Here is a 22,987-nt window from a genome sequence, read left to right on the forward strand (position 1 = left end):
GCGAACGATCCGGCAAGGGAGAAGCACCATGAACCGTCGAACCATCCTTGAGGCCACCTTGCTTGGAACCGCCTTTGCGGCGTCGGGCGCGAGCGCGCCAGTGGCCGCAGCCCAGGAGACTGCGCGGCCGGCCTATGTAATGGCCAGGGACGGCACAAAGCTGTTCGTGCAGGACTGGGGCAGCGGGCCACCGGTGCTGCTGCTGTCGGCCTGGACCTTCGACGCCAGTAGCTGGGGCAGCCAGATCGCGGCCCTTAATGCGAAAGGCTTCCGCTGCGTTGCGCCCGACCGGCGCGGGCATGGCCGGTCCGAGATGCCGTCTTCGGGCTATGATTTGGAGACGCTGACCGATGACGTCGCCGCGGTGATCGAGGCCCGCGACCTGCGCGACGTGACGCTGGTGGGCTTCTCGATGGGGACGGCCGAGGCGGTGAACTACCTCGGCCGTTACGGATCGGACCGCATCGCAAGGCTGGTGCTGGTCGCGCCGACGACACCGTTCCTGGTCAAGACCGAGGACAATCCGAATGCGGTCCCGAAGGCGATGATCGAGGCGGACAACGCGGCGGTCGCGCGCGACTTCGCAAAATGGATCGCGGCGAACGAAGCGCCGTTCTTCACCCCTGACACGCCCGAGATCACGCGGACCTGGATCCGCGAGATGATGCTGAGCGTGCCGCTGCCGGTGGCGCTGGCGTGCCGCAAGAGCACCGCGTTCGCCGATCTGCGCGCGGCTGCCGCCAGGATCGATCGGCCGACGCTGATCCTCCATGGCGACAAGGACGCCAGCGCGCCACTGCCATTGACGGGCGCCAAGACCGCAAAGCTGATCAAGGGCAGCAAGCTGATTGTCTATGAGGACGCGCCGCATCCGCTGCCGCTGACGCACAGCGAGCGGCTGATGGCGGACATGCTCGCTTTCATGAGCGCGTAAGCGCGCTCAGCTCGCCCGCTCGATGTCGGCGCGGATGGTCCGCGCCGCCCAGACGAACAGCAGGGCGCCGAGAGTGGTCGTGACCGCCGCCGAGAGCAGGGAATAGCGCACCGCGTCGGCGCCGTAGCTGCCTTTCAGCGCGTCGTTGACCACGCCGACCGCGAGCGGACCGACGCCCTGGCCGAAGCAGGTCGCGGTGAGCGCGATCAGGGCAGAGGCGAGCGCGCGCATGCTTGGCTTCGCCACCGTCTGCGCGATCGCGAAGATCGGCCCGAGATGGAAGCCGACCAGGAACGAGGTCAGCGCCAGCATCGCCACCATCATCGCAAAATCCTGCGTCAGCATGCACAGCGCAAAGACGGGGCCGGCGAGGCCTGAGGTGATCGCCGGCGCCCACAGCTTCCAGCGGTCGTCGCGGCGGCTCACTTGCGCCACGACGAAGCCGCCGAGCAGGGTGCCGGCCATGCCGGCGAGCCCCTTGAACGTGCCGGCATAGGTGCCGATCTCGGCGCTCGACAGATGATGCACGCGCGCCAGGAACGGCGGGATCCAGGCCGCCGTCGCATAGTTCGTGTAGGTGGTGAGACAGAAGCCGATCAGCACGATGATGAAGCTTTGCTGGGAGACGAGGAAGCGCAGCGTCGGCCCGAGCGGCTCGGGCACGAAGCTTTCCTGCATCGCGCCACGCTTCGGCTCCGAGATTGTCAGCCACAGGATCAATGCGAGCAGCATGCCCGGCACGCCCGCGACATAGAAGGCCATCCGCCAGCCATAGTGCTGGTTGACATAGCCGCCGATGAAATAACCGAGGAAGACGCCGAGATAGGTGCCGATGGCGTAGATGCCGAGCGCGCGCGGGCGCTCGTTCTTGGCAAAGAGATCGGCGACGATCGATTGCGAGGCGGGGGAGCCGGCGGATTCGCCGATGCCGACGCCGATCCTGGCAAAGGCCAGCGCGGTCACGCTCGAGGCCATGCCGCACAGCGCCGTCATCGCGCTCCAGAACGCGAGGGCCAGCGCCACGATGTTGCGGCGGTTGAGCCGGTCGGCGACGCGCGCGATGGGGATTCCGAGCAGGGAATAGAACAGCGCGAAGCCGAAGCCTGCGAGCAGGCCCATCATGGTATCGCTGAGCTGAAATTCCTTCTTGATCGGCTCGATCAGGCCATTGAAGATCGTGCGGTCGAGAAAGTTCAGCGCGTAGATGATGGTAAGCAGCCCCAGCACATAGTAGCGCCGCGCCGACGGCGTTGCCGCGGCGGCCGTTTGCACCGGCACCTGTGACGTGACATCGACCATCGCTTCCCCCAATTTGTCTTTGTTATCTTTATGGGTCCAGCCCTTATTGGAGCTGGTTGCGTGAGAGCGTTTTCGAGCGAAGTGGATACCGGTTCGCGTGAAGAAAACGCGTCAAACAAAAGCCAGAGCCTCGCCCGATCACCTCGGACGAGGCTCTACCCTTCGCGAATGTAGTTCCCCGCTTCGAACTCGACCAGCGGCGCGCTTGCGTCGAATGAGACACCGACGGGGTCGCGGCCCGCCTCCATCGCCTCGAGTTGGTCGCCCAGCATGCGCCGGATCATCAGGATGCCGCGGTCGCTCTGGCCGAAATGCTCGTCGGAATGCACCGTCACCGGGCCCTGGCCGACCTGCGCCTCGTAATCGCCGGGGAATTGCTGGTGCTCTTGCTCCGTCATGTCCCACCAGAATTTTCCGTTGAACTTCGAGCGCATGCGGCCGATGTCGCCGGAATTTTTCACGCGGCCGGCGACATAGATGCGGAACGAGGTGTCGTCGATCGGCAGCGTCCAGCCGATCGATTCCACGCGGGCGAACTGCGCCACGCGCGGGTTCGGCACCACTCGCAAGGTGGGGAGGGCGGCTTCTGTGACGCGGTAAAACGCACGGCCGTCGTCCTGCTTGCGGATCGAGCGCACGGCGATGCCGCGCGGCGTCTTGTCGAACTTCACTTCCGGCATCGAGGCCATCATGTCAGTGAATTGCGGCCCCGAGAACGAGCCGTGCAGCACCGGCACGTGGTAGGGATCGACCACGTTCTCGAAATGCTGCAGCCAGTTGCAGGGGATGACCGCAGGCCCCCCGCCGCCGATCGAGGTATCGTCGGCCTCGACGAACTCTCCGTCGTCCATGTTTTCAAGGCACTCGTAGCGCGGCAGCACTGGGCGTTTCTCGGCCGGGCCCATATAGGCAAAGATCAACCCGTAGCGCTCCTCGACCGGGTACCATGGCTGGCGCACCTTGTCCTTGAACTGGCCGCCGTCGGGCTCACAGGGCTGCTCCAGGCAATGGCCCTCGGTGTCGAACTTCCAGCCGTGATAGCAGCAGCGGATGCCGTCCTCTTCGACCTTGCCGTAATAGAGCGTGGTGCCGCGATGGCAGCAGCGGGCGTGGAGGAGGCCGACGCGGCCGTGCTTGTCGCGAAACAGGATCAGATCCTCGCCGAGCGCGCGCACCTTCTTCGGCGTGTCGGTGGCGTCGCTGGTGAGCCCGACCGGATGCCAGTAGCGGCGGAGCAGTTCCCCCATCGGCGCGCCGCGCGCAACAGAGGTGAGCTCGGTGCGCGTCTGCGCCGGCTTCATCGCATAGGCCGTGCCGAGATCGCGATCCCGCTGGGTGATCGTCATGCTTGTTCCTCCCGCCGCAGGCCTTGTGGCCGGGTCGTTTCTGGTGCGGTGACCCCAGTGAAAAATAGTTCGATGACAATGTCAACGATCTTCCTGGATGCCTCTTAATTGCATTTCGATCAGGCTGGGGAGGTTGCGCTACCAAGGCTTGGCACGTCCTGGCTTTCTTGGCAGAGGTGGACCATGAGCCAGACATCGAGCAGGGACGGACGCGCATCGTCCGATACGGACGACAATCACTCGCCGGCGCCGATCACCGTGATGCTGTCGTCACGGCTGATGGTGCTGGCCAACCTGCTCAAGCGCGGTGCGATCCTGCGCTACAAGCGCCTGGCCGGACTGTCCTCGGTCGAGTTCGGTCTGGTTGCCTCGCTCGGCCGGCGACCGCCGATGAGCGTGGCGCGGCTCGCCGAGGCCGTCGGTCAGGACAAGGGCCAGATCAGCCGTGCGCTGGCTGAACTGGTCTCGCGCAAGCTGATCGCGAAGTCCGAGAATCCCAAAGACAGCCGCGAGGTGCTGGTGTCGCTGACGCCGGCCGGGCTCGCCGCGCATGACGCGATCGTCCAAGGCGCACAGGAACGCAACCGGATGCTGCTCGCGCAATTGAGCAACGACGAGTTGGAGACGTTGCTTGCGCAAATCGATCGTCTCACCGCGACGGCGGAAGCGATGCTCGAAGCCGAGAAGGTTTCGCGCTGATCGCGCAGCAATCTCCGGAAATATTCGAGTGCTTCTAAGAGACTCTCTAAGAGTCGTTCTAAGAGCCTTTCAATTAGCGATATCGCGCGCGCTCCCCTAAGCGTCACCCAATCGCATGCCGTCCCGGGACAGGCGGCATGACGCATCATGTTGCACTTTTGGGGTGGCGCGTTGAACAGTCTTGGAATGCTGCGGTCGGCCGTATTGGCGACCGCGTCCGTTTGGGTTTTGATGCCGCAGGTATCGCTTGCACAATCGCCGGCGCAGAGTGGCGCGCAGAGCCTGCCGCCGGTAAACGTGGCTGCACCGGAGCAGCGCCGCCGCGCGGCCGTCCGCGCACCGCGCCGGACGCAAGGCCCGGTGCAGACGGCCGACAGCCGGAAACCGCAGCCACAGCGCAACGTCGGAATCGTCGAGACGCCACGTGGACCGGTGCAAGGTTACGTCGCTCATCGCAGCTCATCCGGCACCAAGACCAACACGCCGATCATGGAGACGCCGCAGTCGGTCTCGGTGATCGGCGCCGAGCAGATCCGCGACCAGAAGCCGAACAAGCTCGACGAAGTGCTGCGCTACACCGCCGGCGTGCGCGCCGGCACCTTTGGCGCTGACACCCGCAACGACTGGTGGCTGATCCGCGGCTTCAAGTCCGACGACGTCGGGCTGTTCCTCGACGGCATGCAGCTGTTCTACACGTCCTATGCAAGCTGGAAGCTGCAGCCGCCGAACATGGAGCGCGTCGAGGTGCTGCGCGGTCCGTCGGCCGTGCTCTATGGCGGATCGAGCCCGAGCGGCATCGTCAACGTCATCAGCAAGATGCCGCCGGCCGAGCCGGTTCGCTACATCGAGACCGGCGTCAACAATTTCGGCAACGCCTATGTCGGCTTCGATGTCGGTGGTCCCGTCGCGACGCAGCCCCGGGACGGCAAGCTGTTCTACCGCGTCGTCGGCCAGGTCCAGAACGGCAACACGCAGGTCAACTTCACGCCCGACAACAACTACTTCATCGCGCCGTCCTTCACCTGGAAGCCGGATGCCGACACCACCTTCACGGTGCTGGCCTCGGCCTCGAAGCAGGACACCCGCGGCATCAACTTCCTGCCCTATCAGGGCACGGTGACCAACGCGCCGTTCGGCAAGATTCCGACCAGCTTCTTCGCGGGCGATCCCAACGTCGACAAGTTCACGCGCGAGCAGGAGATGCTTGGCTACCAGTTCGAGCGCAATCTCACCGACGACCTCACGTTCCGGCAGAACGCGCGGTTTGCGCATATCGACCTGACCTATCGCGGCTTCGTCGGCAATGGCTGGGACAATATCAACACGGCCACAATGGCCCGTTACAATTGGTATGCGAAGAACACCGCCAACCAGGCCGATCTCGACAATCAGCTCGAGTACCGCTTCAACACCGGCCCGGTGAAGCACACGATGCTGTTCGGGGTCGATCTGAAGGGCTATCAGATCGACGACTACCAGGCGTTTAACTTCGGCACGGTGCCGTCCATCAACGTCTTCAGTCCCGCCTATGGCCTGGACATTCCGCTCACCGGCGCGCCGTTCCGCAACTTCCTGCTCACGCAGAAGCAGGCCGGCACCTACGTCCAGGACCAGATGAAGCTCGGTAATTTCGCGCTGGTGCTGAGCGGCCGCAATGACTGGGTCGAGACGACGCAGGCCGCCCGCGACACGGGCGCAAACATTGCCCAACGCGACGACAGCAGGTTCAGCGGGCGCGCCGGGCTGATCTACAACTTCGACAACGGCATCGCGCCCTACGTCTCCTATTCGACGAGCTACAATCCGATCATCGGGCTCAACGCGCAGAACCAGCTGTTTCTGCCGGAGACCGCGAAGCAGGCCGAGATCGGCGTGAAGGTCGCGCCCAAGGGATTTGACGGCTATTTCACCGCGTCGCTGTTCGACCTGAAGCGCCAGAATGTGGCGACCACCGATCCGTCGAATGTCCTGCTGCAAAACCAGACCGGTGAGGTGACGTCGCGCGGCATCGAGCTCGAAGCGGTGGCCAACGCCACCAAGGAACTGAAGTTCATCGGCGCGTTCACCGCCTATCATCTCTTCACCAGCAAGGACCTCGATCCGACCCTGATCGGCAAGACGCCGACCAACACGCCGGAGATGCTGATCTCGGGCTGGGCGGACTACACCTTCAAGGACGGACCGCTCGAGGGATTTGGTTTCGGCGGCGGCGTGCGTTATGTCGGCGCGTCCTGGGCCGACACCGCCAACACTCTGGAAGTTCCCGCGGTGGTGCTTGGAGATCTCGCGGTCCATTACGAATGGCAGAACTGGCGTACGGCCATCAACGTGGTCAACCTGACCGACAAGATTTATGTCGCCAGCTGCGCGTCGGCATCGTCCTGCTTCTACGGCGACCGCCGCCGCATCACCGCGAGCCTCGCCTACAAATGGTGAGCGCAGGCGAGGGGAGGGCATCGTGAAGGCGCGCACGGTCCGGCTCTGGTCCATGGTCCACACCTGGACCAGCCTGATCTCGACCCTGTTCCTGCTTTTGCTCTGCCTGACCGGCCTGCCGCTGATCTTCCATCACGAGATCGATGAGCTCCTGGGCTACGCCCCCCAGCCCGAAGCTCATGCGAGCGCGGCGCGCGCGACGCCCCAAGTCGTCGCCGACGCCGCGCTCGCCGCCGATCCCGGCCGCGTCCTGCAATATGTTTCCTGGGACAAGGACGAGCCCGGGATCGTAACGGCCTTCACCAACAGCGCGCCCGATGGTGCGCCTGACAACGCGACCGTGCGTGCCTTCGACGCGGTCTCGACCAAGCTGCTCGGGCCGGTCGGCGTCGGGCCGATTCTGATCGTGCTCAAGCTGCACACCGACATGTTCGCCGGCCAGGCCGGAAAGTTGTTCCTCGGCGCGATGGGGCTGCTGTTCGGTGTGGCGATTGTCTCCGGCGTGGTGCTGTACTGGCCGTTCACCCGCCGCCTGCGCTTTGCCACCATCCGTGACAGCGCCGCGCGCCGCGTCCGCTGGCTCGACTGGCACAATCTGATCGGCGTGGTGACGGTGGCCTGGGCGCTGGTCGTGGGCTTGACCGGCGTCGTCAACACCTGGGCCGAGCTGATGCTCAACCAGTGGAAGGCGACCGAGCTCGCCAGCATGGTCGCGCCCTATGCCGGCAAGCCGCCGCCGGTACGTCTCGCCTCGCTCGATGATGTCGTCGTGCGCGCCAGGCAGGCTGCGCCCGGCATGGAGGTCGCCTTCATCGCCTTCCCGGGCACGCCGTTCACGTCCTCGCACCATTTCGCCGCTTTTATGCGTGGCGACACCGCTTTGACCGCGCGCCTGCTCAAGCCGGTGCTGCTCGACGGCGAAACCGGGGAGGTCACGGATATCAGGGCGCTGCCACTTTACCTTCAGGCGCTGCTGATCTCCCAGCCGCTGCATTTCGGCGATTATGGCGGGATGCCGCTCAAGGTGATCTGGGCCGCGCTCGACGCGCTCACCATCGTTGTGATCGGCAGCGGCCTCTATCTCTGGGTGGCACGGCGGCGCAAGCGTGCCCCTGCCAAAGCCGAAACATTCGCCAGACGAGCCCGGGTCCCGTCGTGATGCATGGCTTCTCTGACCGCGCGCGGCTGTGGACACGTGTCTTTGCTGCACCTGGCCTGCTCGCGGCCGCGACCATCACCGGTCTCCTGGCTGCATTGCTGTGGGGAACGGTCGGCCAGTATGTCGCCTGGGTGACAGTGGGAGCGCCGGTCGCGGTCGTTGCCTGGGTTTGGGTGCGCCGGCGGCCCCAAAAAACCGGGCCATTTTCGCCGACGATGCGCGGCAAATAGCCGGCGCCGCCTGTGCGCCGCAATCTTAGAACGGCTGCCCTGCAAAACTGTGGCCGCCCTTGCTGGGTTTGCCGATCTGCTCCATACCAGCGTGGGGTGATTCCGGGATTTCTACCGTGCCGGGGGCGGCAAAGGGCCTGAAAAGAGCGTGTCTTGCGCCCATTGGTGCACTGCGCTAAGGCTCAGAACAATTCCAAATCGGACGAATCCGTGGCTGTCCCGAGGCTGCGGGAAAAAGGGCTCGCCATGAGCGGCATTCTACAGAACTATCTTCCACTCGTCGTCTTTATAGGGGTAGCTGCTATCATCGGCCTGGTGCTGCTGATCGCGCCCTTCATCGTGGCGTTCCAGCAGCCGGACCCGGAAAAGCTGTCGGCGTATGAGTGCGGTTTCAACGCCTTCGACGACGCCCGCATGAAGTTCGACGTCCGCTTCTATCTGGTCGCGATCCTCTTCATCATCTTCGACCTCGAGGTGGCGTTTCTGTTTCCCTGGGCGGTGGCGTTCGGCAAGCTTGGTGCGACCGGCTTCTGGTCCATGCTGGTGTTCCTCGCCGTGCTGACGGTCGGCTTCGCCTATGAATGGAAGAAAGGCGCACTCGAATGGGATTGAACCCTGCACCATCAGCTGGCCCGATCGTAACGCCGGCCCCCAAGGGCATCCTGGATCCGTCGACCGGCAAGCCGGTCGGGGCCAATGATCCGTTCTTCCTCGAGGTCAATCACGAGCTGTCAGACAAAGGCTTCTTCGTGGCCGCGACCGACGACCTCATCACCTGGGCCCGCACCGGCTCGCTGATGTGGATGACCTTCGGTCTCGCCTGCTGCGCGGTCGAGATGATGCAGGTGTCGATGCCGCGCTACGACGTCGAGCGTTTCGGCTTCGCCCCGCGTGCCTCGCCGCGCCAGTCCGACGTGATGATCGTCGCCGGCACGCTGACCAACAAGATGGCGCCGGCGCTGCGCAAGGTCTACGACCAGATGCCCGAGCCGCGCTACGTCATCTCGATGGGCTCCTGCGCCAATGGCGGCGGCTATTATCACTATTCCTACTCGGTCGTGCGCGGCTGCGACCGCATCGTGCCGATCGACATCTACGTGCCGGGCTGCCCGCCCACGGCGGAAGCGCTGCTCTACGGCGTGTTGCTGCTGCAGAAGAAGATCCGCCGCACCGGCACCATCGAACGCTAAGGTTTTACGTCATGGACGACGCCAAGCTCGACGCCCTGGGGCAGACGATCGTGAGCGCGCTTCCGGGCGCCGCCCTCGGTCACTCTGTCGCCTTCAACCAGCTCACGGTTGATGTCGAGGCCAGCAAGATCGTCGAGGTGGTCACGTACCTCCGCGACGATCCGAACTGCCGTTTCGTCAACTTCACCGACATCACGGCGGTGGACTATCCGGATCGCGAGAAGCGTTTCGACGTGATTTATCACTTCCTGTCACCGACCCTGAACGCCCGCATCCGCCTCAAGGCCCAGGCCGACGAGACCACGCAGGTGCCGTCGCTGATCGAGGTGTTCCCCGGTGCCGACTGGTTCGAGCGCGAGGCCTATGACCTCTACGGCGTGTTCTTCGTCGGCCATCCTGACATGCGCCGGCTGCTTACCGATTACGGTTTCGAGGGCCATCCGCTGCGCAAGGATTTCCCGCTGACCGGCTTCCTCGAGGTCCGCTACGACGACCAGGAGAAGCGCGTGGTGTACGAGCCGGTGCGCCTGAACCAGGAGTTCCGCAAGTTCGACTTCCTCTCGCCGTGGGAGGGGGGCGACTATCCGGTCCTTCCGGGGGATGAGAAGGCGGGGCCGAAGAGCTGATCATGAACGAGCAACCAGAAGTCCTCCGTAACTTCACCATCAACTTCGGGCCGCAGCATCCGGCCGCGCACGGCGTGCTGCGCCTGGTGCTGGAGCTCGACGGTGAAGTCGTCGCCCGCGTCGATCCCCATATCGGCCTGCTTCACCGCGGCACCGAAAAGCTGATCGAGCAGAAGACCTATCTCCAGGCGATCCCGTATTTCGACCGGCTCGACTACGTCGCGCCGATGAACCAGGAGCACGCCTTCTGCCTCGCCGCCGAAAAGCTGCTCGGCATCGGGGTGCCGCGCCGCGGCCAGCTGATCCGCGTGCTCTATTGTGAAATCGGCCGCATCCTGTCGCATCTGCTCAACGTCACCACGCAGGCGATGGACGTTGGCGCGCTGACCCCGCCGCTGTGGGGTTTCGAAGAGCGCGAGAAGCTGATGGTGTTCTACGAGCGCGCCTCGGGCAGCCGCATGCACGCAGCCTTCTTCCGCGTCGGCGGCGTGCATCAGGACCTGCCGCAGAAGCTGGTCGACGATATCGAGGCCTGGTGCGATCCGTTCCTGAAAGTGGTCGAGGATCTCGACCGCCTGCTCACCGCCAACCGCATCTTCAAGCAGCGCAACGTCGACATCGGCGTGGTGTCGCTGAAGGAAGCCTGGGAGTGGGGCTTTTCGGGCGTCATGGTGCGCGGCTCGGGCGCGGCCTGGGACCTGCGCAAGTCGCAACCCTATGAGTGCTACGCCGAGATGGATTTCGACATTCCGATCGGCAAGAACGGCGACTGCTACGACCGCTATCTGATCCGCATGGAAGAGATGCGTCAGTCGGTGCGCATCATGAAGCAGTGCATCCAGAAGCTGAATGCAGCCGACGGGCAGGGCCCCGTCGTCGTCGAAGACAACAAGGTTGCGCCGCCGCGCCGTGGCGAGATGAAGCGCTCGATGGAAGCGCTGATCCACCACTTCAAGCTCTACACCGAAGGCGTTCGCGTGCCGGAAGGCGAAGTCTACGCCGCGGTCGAGGCGCCGAAGGGCGAGTTCGGCGTCTATCTGGTCTCCGACGGCAGCAACAAGCCCTACAAGTGCAAGATCCGCGCGCCGGGCTTTGCCCATCTGCAGGCGATGGATCACATCTGCCGCGGCCATCTGCTCGCCGACGTCTCGGCCATTCTCGGTTCGCTCGACATCGTGTTCGGAGAGGTCGATCGGTGATGGCGCAGGCGCCAATCCAGTTTGACCGTGCCTCGGGGGCCCTTGAAGGGGCCAACCTGTGGGAGCGGACGGCTGCCTTGGCGCTGGTGACGGGATCGAAGATCTCGTCGCATTTCTCGCATATGGGCTACATCGCCTGCGCCAATCTGCTGCGGAAAACGCTGCCCGAGCGCAACATCGCGATCAAGCTCAACCCGGACGCCGTGTTCGAGTTCCCTTACGGCGACGGCTATTGGAGCAAGCTGCTCAACCGCTCCTATTGCTACGAGGACGAGCTTGAGCTGTTGTTCGCCGACTCCATCGACGTCGACTACACGCTGCTCGATTGCGGCGCCAATTACGGCTACTGGTCGGTGCTGGTCTCGAGCAAGCCGTTCGGCTCGCACAAGGCGATCGCGATCGAGCCGTCGGGCCAGAACTACCCGAAGCTCGCGAATAACGCGCGCATCAACGGCAGTCGCTTCGAGACCATGAAATGCGCGATCGGCGCGACACGCGGCACCGCGCGGCTGTCGGGCACCAAGCACGAGGCCTTCAGCATCGCCGGCGCTCCCACGGACGGCGGCGAGGACGTGCCGGTTCTCGCGCTCGATAACCTCATCGACGACGGCAAGGTCGCGGCCAGCGGCAAATATCTGATCAAGCTCGACGTCGAAGGCGTCGAGATCGAGGCGATCAGGGGCGGCGCCCGGCTGCTCCAGACCGACAGCGTCATCATGTGCGAGGAGCACGGCAGCGACCGCTCTCATGCGGTGTCGCGCTACATCCTCGAGCAGACCCCGCTGAAGCTGATCGTGCTCGATCCGCGCACCAACCGGCTTGAGACGGTGAGCGATCTGTCGATCCTCGACCGCATCAAGGTCTCGACCCACGTCGGCTACAACGTTTTCGGCACCGCAAGCGCATTCTGGCAGGACAGGATCAATGTCCTGAATGCGAAACCCGCGCGCCGCATGCAGTGAGAGATAAGACATGTCCGTTCGCCGATTAGCACCGAAGGAAGTCCAGCCCGCGAGCTTTGCGTTCACGGACGAGAACCTTGCCTTCGCCAAGCAGCAGATCGCGAAATATCCGGCCGGCCGGCAAGCCTCCGCCGTCATCGCCATCCTCTGGCGCGTCCAGGAGCAGCACGAAGGCTGGGTCTCGGAAGCCGCGATCCGCGCCGTCGCCGATCTGCTCGACATGCCCTATATCCGCGTGCTCGAGGTCGCGACCTTCTACACGATGTTCCAGCTCGCTCCGGTCGGCAAGAAGGCCCACGTCCAGGTCTGCGGCACCACGCCGTGCCGCCTGCGCGGCGCCGAAGACCTGATCCACGTCTGCGAGAGCCGCATCCATCACGATCCCTTCCATCTCTCCAAGGACGGCAATTTCAGCTGGGAAGAGGTCGAGTGCCTGGGCGCCTGCGTGAACGCGCCGATGGTGCTGATCGGCAAGGACACCTATGAGGACCTGACCAAGGAAACCTTCGGCAAGGTGCTCGACGGCTTCGCCTCGGGCAATCCGCCGAAGCCCGGTCCGCAGAACGGCCGCCAGTTCTCCGCGCCGGCGGGTGGGCCGACCACGCTGAAGGAGACCACTTGATGGATCTTCCGTCTCAGGCGAACCGGGGGAGCGAAGCCGTGAAGAAATGGGGCTTCGTCGCCATGCATGCCGCGCTTGCGGCCGCCTTCATGTTCCTGCTGCAGCGCTTCGTGATGAACGCGACGCAGGAAACCAGTCTGCTCTGGGCGCTGGCCTTCGCCGTCTGCGCCGCCGGGCTTGCCTACAAGCAGGCCAATCGTTGATCGGAAAGCACTGATATGCTCGAGGACAAGGACCGCATCTTCAAGAACCTCTACGGCCTCCACGATTGGGGGCTCGAGGGTGCGCGGCGCCGCGGCGCCTGGGATGGCACGAAGAATATCATCGACAAGGGCCGCGACTGGATCATCAACGAGATGAAGGCGTCGGGCCTGCGCGGCCGCGGCGGCGCCGGCTTCCCGACCGGTCTGAAGTGGTCCTTCATGCCGAAGGAATCGACCGACGGTCGTCCCAGCTACCTCGTCGTCAACGCCGACGAGTCCGAGCCCGGCACCTGCAAGGATCGCGAGATCATGCGGCACGATCCGCATCTGCTGGTCGAGGGCTGCCTAATCGCGAGCTGCGCGATGAACGCGCACGCCTGCTACATCTATGTCCGCGGCGAGTTCATCCGCGAGCGCGAGCATCTCCAGGCCGCGATCGACCAGGCCTATGAGGCCAAGCTGGTCGGCAAGGACAACATCAATGGCTGGCCGTTCGACATCTATGTCGCGCACGGCGCCGGTGCTTACATCTGCGGCGAAGAGACCGCACTGCTCGAAAGCCTCGAGGGCAAGAAGGGCCAGCCGCGCCTGAAGCCGCCGTTCCCGGCCAATGTCGGCCTGTTCGGCTGCCCGACCACCGTCAACAACGTCGAATCGATCGCTGTCGCGCCCGACATCCTGCGCCGTGGCGCCGCCTGGTTCGCCGGCATCGGCCGTCCGAACAATGTCGGCACCAAGCTGTTCTGCATCTCCGGTCATGTCGAGCGGCCCTGCAACGTCGAAGAGGCCATGGGGATTCCGTTCCGTGAGCTGATCGACAAGCACTGCGGCGGCATCCGCGGCGGCTGGGACAACCTCAAGGCCGTGATCCCCGGCGGCTCGTCGGTGCGCATGGTGCCGGCGGAGCAGATCATCGACACGCCGATGGATTTCGACAGCCTGAGCAAGCTGCGCTCGGGCCTCGGCACCGCGGCCGTGATCGTGATGGACAAGTCGACTGACTTGATCCGCGCCATTGCCCGCATCTCCTATTTCTACAAGCACGAGAGCTGCGGCCAGTGCACACCGTGCCGCGAGGGCACCGGCTGGATGTGGCGCGTGCTCACCCGCATGGCCGAGGGCCGCGCCCACAAGCGCGAAATCGACATGCTGCTCGAAGTAACAAAACAGGTCGAAGGCCACACCATCTGCGCGCTCGGCGACGCAGCCGCCTGGCCGATCCAGGGCCTGATCGCGCATTTCCGTCATGAGATCGAAGCGCGCATCGACCAGTATTCGCACAAGGCCGACATCGACGATGCCGGCGTCCGCGATCCCGAGAACATGGTCGCGGCGGAGTAATATCGATGTCGCAACCGAGCTCCTGGTGGCAGAGATACGGAACGCTGGCGCAGATGGCGCAGGCGAGCGTCGCGCTGCTCGGCTTCGTTGCGATCCTGTTCCAGATCAACGAGATCCGCACCGGCAACCGCGCCGCCAGCGCGCGTCAGGCTTTTCTTGGTTACACCGACCTGGCGTTCAAGAATCCGAAGTTTGCGCAACCGGACTACGAGAAAATCAAGGCCAGCGACCGCGACGAGCAGGTTCAGTACGAGAGCTTCGTCACTTACTTGCTTTACGCCTGCGAGGAAGCGATCAGCGCGTTCTCCGGAAAGCGCGAGTGGCTGGCGTCCTGCGACTATGACCTGAAGCCGCATCTGCCGTTCCTATGCGAGAAGAGCGCCGCGCAGCCGGCCTATCTGGCCACCTACGGCACCGAGACCCAGCAATGGATCAAGGCCTCGCTGAAGGCGGCCAGCATTACACCGCCAGATTGCAAGCTGGGAAAGACTTGAGACCGCAATGACCAAACTCATCATCGACGGCAAAGAGATCGATGTCCCCGCCGAGTACACGCTGCTTCAGGCGTGCGAGGCGGCCGGCGCCGAGATTCCACGCTTCTGCTATCACGAGCGGCTGTCGATCGCCGGCAATTGCCGGATGTGCCTCGTCGAGGTGAAGGGCGGCCCGAAGCCGGTCGCAAGCTGCGCCTGGGGCGTGCGCGACTGCCGTCCGGGTCCGAAGGGCGAGCCGCCGGAAATCTCGACGCGTTCGCCGATGGTGAAGAAGGCACGCGAAGGCGTGATGGAGTTCCTTCTGATCAACCATCCGCTGGATTGCCCGATCTGCGACCAGGGCGGCGAGTGCGACCTGCAGGACCAGGCGATGGGCTATGGTGTCGACACCAGCCGCTTCGCCGAGAACAAGCGCGCGGTCGAGGACAAATATCTCGGCGCGCTGGTCAAGACCTCGATGAACCGCTGCATCCAGTGCACGCGCTGCGTCCGCTTCTCGGCGGAAGTCGCAGGCGCCCCGGAGATGGGCGCGACGGGGCGCGGCGAGGACATGGAGATCACGACCTATCTCGAGCACGCGCTGACGTCGGAATTGCAGGGCAACCTCGTCGACATCTGTCCGGTCGGCGCGCTGACCTCGAAACCCTATGCCTTCGCGGCGCGTCCGTGGGAGCTCGGCAAGACCCAGTCGATCGACGTCATGGACGGCGTCGGTTCCGCGATCCGCGTCGATACCCGCGGCCGTGAGGTGATGCGCGTGCTGCCGCGCATCAACGAGGCCGTGAACGAGGAGTGGATCTCGGACAAGACCCGCCACGTCGTCGACGGCCTGCGCACCCAGCGGCTCGACCGGCCCTATATCCGCGAGGCCGGCAAGCTGCGTGCGGCAAGCTGGCCCGAGGCCTTCGCGGTGATCGCCGCGAAGGCGGCGCGTACCGACGGCAAGCGCATCGGCGCGATCGCTGGCGACCTCGCCGGCGTCGAAGAGATGTTCGCGATGAAGGATCTGCTTGCTAAATTCGGCTCGGCCAATCTGGCGGTGCAGGGCGGCGACGCCTTCGATCCCGCACTCGGCCGCGGCTCCTACATCTTCAATCCGACGCTCGCGGGCGTCGAGCAGGCGGATGCGCTGCTCATCATCGGCGCCAATCCGCGCAAGGAAGCGGCCGTGTTCAACGCCCGCATCCGCAAGCGCTGGCGTGCCGGCGGCTTCAAGGTCGGCGTGATCGGCGCCAAGGCCGATCTCACTTACGACTACGACCATCTCGGCGCGGGTACCGAGACGCTCGGCGAGCTCGCGGCCGGCAAGCACTCCTTCATGGACGTGCTGAAGAACGCCAAAAACCCGATCATCCTGGTCGGCGCGGGCGCAGCCTCGCGTCACGACGGCGCCGCCATTCTGGCCGCTAGCGCCAAGCTCGCGCTCGACGTCGGCGCGGTGAAGGACGGCTGGAACGGTTTTGGCGTGCTGCACGAGACCGCTTCGCGCGTCGGCGCGCTCGACATCGGCTTTGTCGCCGGTCCCGGCGGGCTGAACGCCGCGCAGATGACGACCTTCGGCACGCTCGACCTGCTGTTCCTGCTCGGCGCCGACGAGATCAAGGCGCCGGATGGCACCTTTGTGGTCTACATCGGCACCCATGGCGACCGCGGCGCGCACCGCGCCGACGTGATCCTGCCGGCGGCCGCCTACACCGAGAAGTCCGCGATCTATGTCAATACCGAAGGCCGCGTGCAGATGACCGGCCGCGCCGCGTTCCCGCCGGGTGAAGCCCGCGAGGACTGGGCGATCGTCCGCGCGCTCTCGGAAGCGCTCGGCAAGAAGCTCGGCTACGACTCGCTTGCTGCGCTGCGCCAGGCGCTGTTCAAGGCCGTGCCGCATCTGATCCGTCTCGATCAGATCGAAGCGGGCGCGGCCGACCAGATCAAGAAGCTGGCGGGGAAGGGCGGCTCGACGGAGAAGGCGCCATTCAAGGCTGTCGTCGAGGACTTCTATTTGACCAACCCGATCGCGCGTGCGTCCGCCGTGATGGCGGAATGCTCGCGGCTTGCCTCCGGGCAGATGCTGACCGCAGCGGAGTGAGCCGATGGAATTTTTCGCAAGCGCATTCTGGACCGGCTTCCTCTGGCCGCTGATCATCATGATCGCGGAGAGCGTGCTGGTGCTCGTCGTTCTCCTGGTCGCGATCGCCTACATCCTGCTCGCCGATCGCAAGATCTGGGCGGCGGTGCAGATCCGTCGCGGCCCGAACGTGGTCGGGCCCTGGGGCCTGTTCCAGTCCTTCGCCGACCTGCTGAAGTTCGTGCTCAAGGAGCCGATCATTCCGTCTGGTGCCAACAAGGGCGTTTTCCTGCTGGCGCCGCTGGTGTCCTGCGTGCTCGCGCTCGCGGCCTGGGCGGTGATCCCGACCAATCTCGGCTGGGTGATCTCCGACATCAATGTCGGCGTCCTTTTCATCTTCGCGATCTCGTCGCTGTCGATCTACGGCATCATCATGGCCGGCTGGTCGTCGAACTCGAAATATCCGTTCCTGGCCGCGCTGCGCTCCGCGGCGCAGATGGTGTCCTATGAGGTCTCGATCGGCTTCGTCATCATCACGGTGCTGCTCTGCGCCGGTACGCTGAACCTCTCGGCCGTCGTCGAGGCCCAGCATGCGCGGGGCCTCGCCAGCCTGATCGGGCTGCCGCAGCTCACCGTCCTGAACTGGTACGTCTGGCCGCTGTTCCCGATGTTCGTGGTGTTTTACGTCTCGGCGCTGGCGGAAACCAACCGTCCGCCCTTCGACCTGGTCGAAGCGGAATCCGAGCTCGTCGCCGGCTTCATGGTCGAATATGGCTCGACGCCATATCTCTTGTTCATGCTCGGCGAGTATGTCGCGATCGTCACGATGTGCGCGCTGGCGACGATCCTGTTCCTCGGAGGCTGGCTGCCGCCGGTGGATCTGCCGCCCTTCAACTGGGTGCCGGGGATCATTTGGTTCTCGATCAAAGTGTTCTTCATGTTCTTCCTGTTCGCGATGGCAAAGGCGATCGTGCCGCGCTACCGCTACGACCAACTGATGCGCCTCGGCTGGAAGGTGTTCCTGCCGCTGTCGCTGGCGATGGTGGTCGTGGTGGCCGGCGTGCTGCAATTCGCCGGCATCGCGCCGAAGTGAGGGCTGTCATGGGTATCAACATCAACGCCACTGCACGCTCGCTTCTGCTGTCGGAATTCGTCTCGGCGTTCTTCCTCGCCATGCGCTATTTCTTCCAGCCGAAGCCGACGCTGAACTATCCGTTCGAGAAGGGCCCGATCTCGCCGCGCTTCCGCGGCGAGCACGCGCTGCGCCGCTATCCCAACGGCGAGGAGCGCTGCATCGCCTGCAAGCTGTGCGAAGCGATCTGCCCGGCGCAGGCCATCACCATCGAGGCCGGACCGCGCCGCAACGACGGCACCCGCCGCACCGTGCGCTACGACATCGACATGGTGAAGTGCATCTATTGCGGCCTCTGCCAGGAGGCCTGCCCGGTCGACGCCATCGTCGAAGGTCCGAACTTCGAGTTCGCGACCGAGACCCGCGAGGAACTGTTCTATGACAAGGCCAAGCTGCTCGCCAACGGCGACCGCTGGGAACGCGAGATCGCAAAAGCGATCGAGCTCGACGCGCCGTACCGGTGAGATGAGAGCATGATCCTTCCCGCGCTGTTCTTCTATCTCTTCGCCGGCGTCTGCGTCGCCTCGGCGGTGATGGTGATTGTGTCGCGCAATCCCGTCCACTCCGTGCTGTACCTGATCCTGGCCTTCGTCAACGCCTCCGGCCTGTTCGTGCTGCTGGGCGCCGAATTCCTCGCAATGATCCTGATCGTCGTCTATGTCGGCGCCGTCGCGGTGCTGTTCCTGTTCGTGATCATGATGCTCGATGTCGACTTCCTCGAGCTGCGCGAGGGCTTCATCCAGTACCTGCCGGTCGGAGTCGTGATCGGCGGCATCTTCCTGTTCGAGCTGCTCCTGACCGTCGGCGCCTGGGTCATCAATCCGACCGTGAGCAAGACCATCACGTCGCCGATCCCGACCAACGTCTCGAACACCGAGGCGCTGGGCCTCGTGCTCTATACGAAGTACGTCCACTACTTCCAGCTCTCGGGCATGGTGCTGCTGGTCGCCATGATCGGCGCCATCGTGCTGACGCTGCGCCACAAGGCGAACGTGAAGCGGCAGGACATCAATGTTCAGAACGCACGCACGCCCGAAATGGCGATGGCGATGCGCAAGGTGGTACCGGGGCAGGGGCTCCAGGACAGCGACGCGGCGGAGTGGGTGAAATGACGGTCGGGCTCGGGCACTATCTGGCGGTCGGCGCGATCCTGTTCACCCTTGGAATCCTCGGCATCTTCCTGAACCGCAAGAACATCATCGTCATCCTGATGTCGATCGAGCTGATCCTGCTCTCGGTCAACATCAATTTGGTGGCATTCTCGACCTTCCTCGGCGACATCGTCGGCCAGGTCTTCGCGCTGCTGGTCTTGACCGTTGCGGCTGCCGAAGCCGCGATCGGTCTCGCCATCCTGGTGGTCTATTTCCGCAACCGCGGCTCGATCGCGGTTGAGGACGTCAATCTGATGAAGGGTTAACCCGGCTATGGTCCAGGCAATCGTCTTTCTGCCGCTGCTGGGCGCCATTCTGGCCGGCGTGATCGCGCTGTTCGGCGCGCATGCCCGCAACTCCTCAGGTGACACGGTCGAGCATCACGACGACCACGGGCACGGTGCGCAAGCCCATGCCTCCGATACGATCAACGAGGATGCCTCGGTCATCCACGAGAGCCATCACGAGCTCGGTGACGGCCACGACGACCACGGCCACGGCCCGGTCGAGCCGGCGGCCGCCGGCTCGCGCGGTGCCGAGCTGATCACCACGGCGCTGCTGTTCGTGGCGGCGGCGCTGTCCTGGATGACGCTGGTCGATGTCGGCTTCAATGGCCACGACGCCCGGATCCAGATTCTGCCCTGGATATTCTCCGGCGAGCTCGAGGTCTGGTGGACGCTGCGTGTCGATACGCTCACCGCCGTGATGCTGGTGGTGGTGACGACCGTGTCCTCGCTCGTGCATCTCTATTCCATCGGCTACATGGACGAGGATCCGTACCGGCCGCGCTTCTTCGGCTATCTCTCGCTGTTCACCTTCGCCATGCTGATGCTGGTGACGGCGGACAACCTCGTGCAGATGTTCTTCGGCTGGGAAGGCGTGGGTCTGGCGAGCTATCTGCTGATCGGCTTCTGGTACCAGAAGCCGTCGGCGAACGCCGCCGCCATCAAGGCCTTCGTGGTCAACCGCGTCGGCGATTTCGGCTTCGCGCTTGGCATTTTCGCGATCTTCTACCTCACCAGCTCGACCGATTTCGAGACTATCTTCCATGCGGCGCCCGGCCTGACTGGCAAGACCATCGACTTCCTCGGCTGGCACGCCGACGCCCTGACGCTGACCTGCGTGCTGCTGTTCATGGGCGCGATGGGCAAATCGGCCCAGTTCCTGCTGCACACCTGGTTGCCGGACGCGATGGAAGGCCCGACGCCAGTGTCGGCGCTGATCCACGCCGCGACCATGGTCACCGCCGGTGTGTTCATGGTGGCGCGCCTGTCGCCGCTGTTCGAGCTCGCCCCGAACGCCCAGGCCGTCGTGATGTTCTTTGGTGCGACCACGGCGTTCTTCGCGGCGACCATCGGTCTCGTCCAGAACGACATCAAGCGCATCGTCGCGTACTCGACCTGTTCGCAGCTCGGCTACATGTTCGTGGCGATGGGAGCGGGGGCCTATTCGGTCGGCATGTTCCATCTGTTCACGCACGCCTTCTTCAAGGCGCTGCTGTTCTTGGGCTCCGGCTCGGTGATTTACGCGATGCACCACGAGCAGGACATCCGCAACATGGGCGGCCTCTGGAAGAAGATCCCGTACACGTTCGCGGTGATGACCGTCGGCACGCTGGCGCTGACTGGCTTCCCGCTATTCGCCGGCTACTTCTCCAAGGATGCGATCATCGAGTCCGCCTACGCCTCGCACAATCCGTTCTCGATATATGCCTATCTGTTGACGATCGCAGCCGCCGGCCTGACCTCGTTCTACTCCTGGCGGCTGGTGTTCAAGACCTTCTTCGGCGAGCCGCACGACCAGGAGCACTACGAGGCCGCGCACGAGAGCCCGATCTGGATGCTGATCCCGATCGGCGTGCTGGCGGTTGGCTCGGTCCTCGCCGGCTTCCCGTTCAAGGAGCTGTTCACCGGGCCTCACGGCGTGGAAGAGTTCTTCCGTGAGTCCGTGAAGATGAACCCGCATATCCTCGAGGATATGGAGCACATGCCGCCGCTGCTCGGCTGGCTGCCCTTCGTGATGATGGTCGGCGGCTTCCTGGTGTCCTACACCTTCTATATCCGCAAGCCCTACCTCCCGGTCGAGCTCGCGAACACGCAGCCGATGCTGTACCAATTCTTGCTCAACAAATGGTACTTCGACGAGCTCTACGACTTCATCTTCGTCCGTCCGGCGAAGTGGATCGGCTACCAGCTCTGGAAGAAGGGCGACGGCTCCATCATCGACGGCCTCGGCCCCGACGGTATCTCGGCCCGCGTGCTGGACATCACCCGCAACGTCGTGAAGATCCAGACCGGCTATCTCTATCACTACGCATTCGCCATGCTGATCGGTGCCGCCGGCCTGATCACCTGGTTCATGTTCGGCCTTGGAGGCCAGTAAATGACAACCTGGCCCATCCTATCGGTCACGACGTTCCTGCCGGTGGTCGGCGCGCTGATCGTCTATCTCAGCCGCGGCGATGACGAGGCGGCCAGGCGCAATTCGCGCTGGATCGCGCTGTGGACCACGCTGATCACCTTCGCGGTGTCGGTGCTGCTGGTCATGCGCTTCGACCCGTCGAATGCGGACTTCCAGTTCGTCGAGAAGGCGAACTGGCTCGCCACCGGCATCACCTACCACATGGGTGTCGACGGCATTTCGCTGCCCTTCGTGATCCTGACCACCGCCTTGATGCCGTTCTGCATCATTGCGAGCTGGAAGTCGGTCACGAGCCGGGTGCGTGAATACATGATGGCGTTCCTGATCCTGGAAACGCTGATGATCGGCACCTTCTCGGCGCTCGACCTCGTGCTGTTTTACCTGTTCTTCGAAGGCGGCCTGATCCCGATGTTCCTGATCATCGGCGTCTGGGGCGGCCCGCGCCGGGTCTATGCGTCCTTCAAGTTCTTCCTCTACACGCTGCTCGGCTCGGTCTTGATGCTGCTCGCCATTATGGCGCTGTACTGGAACGCCAGCACCACCGACATCCCGACCCTGATGCACACCGCCGTGCCGAGGTCGCTGCAAACCTGGGCGTGGCTCGCCTTCTTCGCCTCGTTTGCAGTGAAGATGCCGATGTGGCCGGTGCACACCTGGCTCCCCGACGCGCACGTCGAGGCACCGACCGCCGGCTCCGTGGTGCTGGCGGCGATCCTGCTGAAGATGGGCGGGTACGGCTTCCTACGCTTCTCGCTGCCGATGTTCCCGCTGGCCTCGCATGACTTCGCGCCGCTGATCTTCACCATGTCCGTGATTGCCATCATCTACACCTCGCTGGTGGCCCTGATGCAGGAGGACATGAAGAAGCTGATCGCGTACTCGTCGGTTGCGCATATGGGCTTCGTCACCATGGGCATCTTCGCCGGCACCATGCAGGGCGTCGCCGGCGGCGTGTTCCAGATGATCTCGCACGGCATCGTCTCCGGCGCGCTGTTCCTCTGCGTCGGCATCGTCTATGACCGCATGCACACCCGCGAGATCACGGCCTATGGCGGCCTCGTCAACCGGATGCCGCTCTATGCGCTGACCTTCATGGTGTTCACCATGGCCAATGTCGGTCTGCCCGGCACGTCCGGCTTCGTCGGCGAGTTCATGACGCTGCTCGGCACCTTCAAGGTCTCGATCCCGACCGCGTTCTTCGCGACGACCGGCGTGATCTTGTCGGCATGCTACGCGCTGTGGCTCTACCGCAAGGTCGTGTTCGGGGCGCTGGTCAAGCCGTCGCTGGCGAGCATGAAGGATCTCACTTTGCGTGAGTGCGTGACTCTGTTCCCGCTGATCGCGCTGACGATCCTGTTCGGAATCTATCCGAAGCCGGTGCTCGACATCTCGGCCGCCTCGGTCCAGCAACTCGTCAACAATTACAACACCGCTGTGACGGCCGTGAAGGCCGCCGCACTGCTCCATTGATCGGGCAGGTC

The 22,987-nt window shown here is 64.2% G+C and carries 23 protein-coding genes; 21 read left to right on the forward strand and 2 right to left on the reverse strand.

Annotated features, from left to right (window positions below):
• Window positions 1-28 precede the first annotated feature (28 nt).
• On the forward strand, window positions 29-934 hold the full coding sequence (locus tag ABID58_RS11775) for an alpha/beta fold hydrolase (RefSeq protein WP_354032741.1): 906 nt from the start codon (window positions 29-31) through the stop codon (window positions 932-934).
• A gap of 6 nt (window positions 935-940) precedes the next feature.
• Here ABID58_RS11775 and ABID58_RS11780 read toward each other — a convergent pair whose 3' ends face one another.
• On the reverse strand, window positions 941-2,233 hold the full coding sequence (locus ABID58_RS11780) for a spinster family MFS transporter (protein ID WP_354032742.1): 1,293 nt from the start codon (window positions 2,231-2,233) through the stop codon (window positions 941-943).
• Between the two features lie 155 nt (window positions 2,234-2,388).
• A complete protein-coding gene (locus ABID58_RS11785) occupies window positions 2,389-3,579 on the reverse strand; it encodes a Rieske 2Fe-2S domain-containing protein (RefSeq protein WP_354032743.1) in 1,191 nt (396 codons plus the stop codon).
• 183 nt (window positions 3,580-3,762) lie between these two features.
• Here ABID58_RS11785 and ABID58_RS11790 point away from each other — a divergent pair, with 183 nt between their 5' ends.
• The 20 genes from ABID58_RS11790 (at window position 3,763) to ABID58_RS11885 (ending at window position 22,976) form a co-directional block, all read left to right on the forward strand.
• A complete protein-coding gene (locus tag ABID58_RS11790) occupies window positions 3,763-4,278 on the forward strand; it encodes a MarR family winged helix-turn-helix transcriptional regulator (RefSeq protein ID WP_148753621.1) in 516 nt (171 codons plus the stop codon).
• A gap of 186 nt (window positions 4,279-4,464) precedes the next feature.
• On the forward strand, window positions 4,465-6,714 hold the full coding sequence (locus ABID58_RS11795; RefSeq protein WP_354032806.1) for a TonB-dependent siderophore receptor: 2,250 nt from the start codon (window positions 4,465-4,467) through the stop codon (window positions 6,712-6,714).
• Between the two features lie 22 nt (window positions 6,715-6,736).
• Entirely contained in the window at window positions 6,737-7,873 is a 1,137-nt protein-coding gene (locus ABID58_RS11800; RefSeq protein WP_354032744.1) for a PepSY-associated TM helix domain-containing protein, read from the forward strand.
• The gene (locus ABID58_RS11805) at window positions 7,873-8,103 is read left to right on the forward strand and encodes a hypothetical protein (protein ID WP_354032745.1); all 231 of its coding nucleotides are present in this window, start codon (window positions 7,873-7,875) and stop codon (window positions 8,101-8,103) included. The genes ABID58_RS11800 and ABID58_RS11805 overlap by 1 nt, the downstream gene beginning before the upstream one ends.
• Before the next feature lie 246 nt (window positions 8,104-8,349).
• The gene (locus ABID58_RS11810; RefSeq protein ID WP_092290902.1) at window positions 8,350-8,715 is read left to right on the forward strand and encodes an NADH-quinone oxidoreductase subunit A; all 366 of its coding nucleotides are present in this window, start codon (window positions 8,350-8,352) and stop codon (window positions 8,713-8,715) included.
• Window positions 8,712-9,293, forward strand: a complete 582-nt coding sequence (locus ABID58_RS11815; protein WP_430640188.1) for a NuoB/complex I 20 kDa subunit family protein — start codon at window positions 8,712-8,714, stop codon at window positions 9,291-9,293. The genes ABID58_RS11810 and ABID58_RS11815 overlap by 4 nt, the downstream gene beginning before the upstream one ends.
• An 11-nt stretch (window positions 9,294-9,304) precedes the next feature.
• Window positions 9,305-9,919 carry an NADH-quinone oxidoreductase subunit C gene (locus ABID58_RS11820; RefSeq protein ID WP_354032746.1) on the forward strand — a complete coding sequence of 205 codons (615 nt, stop codon included), beginning with the start codon at window positions 9,305-9,307 and terminating at the stop codon, window positions 9,917-9,919.
• A gap of 2 nt (window positions 9,920-9,921) precedes the next feature.
• Window positions 9,922-11,118, forward strand: a complete 1,197-nt coding sequence (locus tag ABID58_RS11825) for an NADH-quinone oxidoreductase subunit D (protein WP_354032747.1) — start codon at window positions 9,922-9,924, stop codon at window positions 11,116-11,118.
• Entirely contained in the window at window positions 11,118-12,080 is a 963-nt protein-coding gene (locus ABID58_RS11830; RefSeq protein WP_354032748.1) for an FkbM family methyltransferase, read from the forward strand. Before ABID58_RS11825 ends, ABID58_RS11830 begins: the two co-directional genes overlap by 1 nt.
• 10 nt (window positions 12,081-12,090) lie before the next feature.
• On the forward strand, window positions 12,091-12,702 hold the full coding sequence (gene nuoE, locus ABID58_RS11835; protein ID WP_148753629.1) for an NADH-quinone oxidoreductase subunit NuoE: 612 nt from the start codon (window positions 12,091-12,093) through the stop codon (window positions 12,700-12,702).
• Complete coding sequence (locus ABID58_RS11840; protein WP_148753630.1) at window positions 12,702-12,905, forward strand: hypothetical protein; 204 nt, start codon at window positions 12,702-12,704, stop codon at window positions 12,903-12,905. Before nuoE ends, ABID58_RS11840 begins: the two co-directional genes overlap by 1 nt.
• Before the next feature lie 15 nt (window positions 12,906-12,920).
• Window positions 12,921-14,246, forward strand: a complete 1,326-nt coding sequence (nuoF, locus tag ABID58_RS11845; protein WP_148753631.1) for an NADH-quinone oxidoreductase subunit NuoF — start codon at window positions 12,921-12,923, stop codon at window positions 14,244-14,246.
• 5 nt (window positions 14,247-14,251) lie between these two features.
• Entirely contained in the window at window positions 14,252-14,740 is a 489-nt protein-coding gene (locus ABID58_RS11850) for a hypothetical protein (RefSeq protein ID WP_354032749.1), read from the forward strand.
• 7 nt (window positions 14,741-14,747) lie between these two features.
• Window positions 14,748-16,823, forward strand: coding sequence for an NADH-quinone oxidoreductase subunit NuoG (gene nuoG, locus ABID58_RS11855; protein WP_354032750.1), 2,076 nt, complete (start codon window positions 14,748-14,750; stop codon window positions 16,821-16,823).
• 4 nt (window positions 16,824-16,827) lie between these two features.
• On the forward strand, window positions 16,828-17,895 hold the full coding sequence (gene nuoH, locus ABID58_RS11860) for an NADH-quinone oxidoreductase subunit NuoH (RefSeq protein ID WP_148753634.1): 1,068 nt from the start codon (window positions 16,828-16,830) through the stop codon (window positions 17,893-17,895).
• A 14-nt stretch (window positions 17,896-17,909) separates the two neighbouring features.
• Window positions 17,910-18,398, forward strand: coding sequence for an NADH-quinone oxidoreductase subunit NuoI (nuoI, locus tag ABID58_RS11865; protein ID WP_027529879.1), 489 nt, complete (start codon window positions 17,910-17,912; stop codon window positions 18,396-18,398).
• A gap of 9 nt (window positions 18,399-18,407) precedes the next feature.
• Window positions 18,408-19,046, forward strand: coding sequence for an NADH-quinone oxidoreductase subunit J (locus ABID58_RS11870; RefSeq protein WP_148753635.1), 639 nt, complete (start codon window positions 18,408-18,410; stop codon window positions 19,044-19,046).
• Window positions 19,043-19,351, forward strand: a complete 309-nt coding sequence (gene nuoK, locus ABID58_RS11875) for an NADH-quinone oxidoreductase subunit NuoK (RefSeq protein WP_092028826.1) — start codon at window positions 19,043-19,045, stop codon at window positions 19,349-19,351. Before ABID58_RS11870 ends, nuoK begins: the two co-directional genes overlap by 4 nt.
• A 7-nt stretch (window positions 19,352-19,358) precedes the next feature.
• Entirely contained in the window at window positions 19,359-21,467 is a 2,109-nt protein-coding gene (nuoL, locus tag ABID58_RS11880; protein WP_354032751.1) for an NADH-quinone oxidoreductase subunit L, read from the forward strand.
• Complete coding sequence (locus tag ABID58_RS11885) at window positions 21,468-22,976, forward strand: NADH-quinone oxidoreductase subunit M (RefSeq protein WP_148753637.1); 1,509 nt, start codon at window positions 21,468-21,470, stop codon at window positions 22,974-22,976.
• Window positions 22,977-22,987 lie beyond the last annotated feature (11 nt).

Source organism: Bradyrhizobium sp. S3.2.6 (assembly GCF_040546885.1).
Taxonomy (GTDB): domain Bacteria; phylum Pseudomonadota; class Alphaproteobacteria; order Rhizobiales; family Xanthobacteraceae; genus Bradyrhizobium; species Bradyrhizobium cytisi.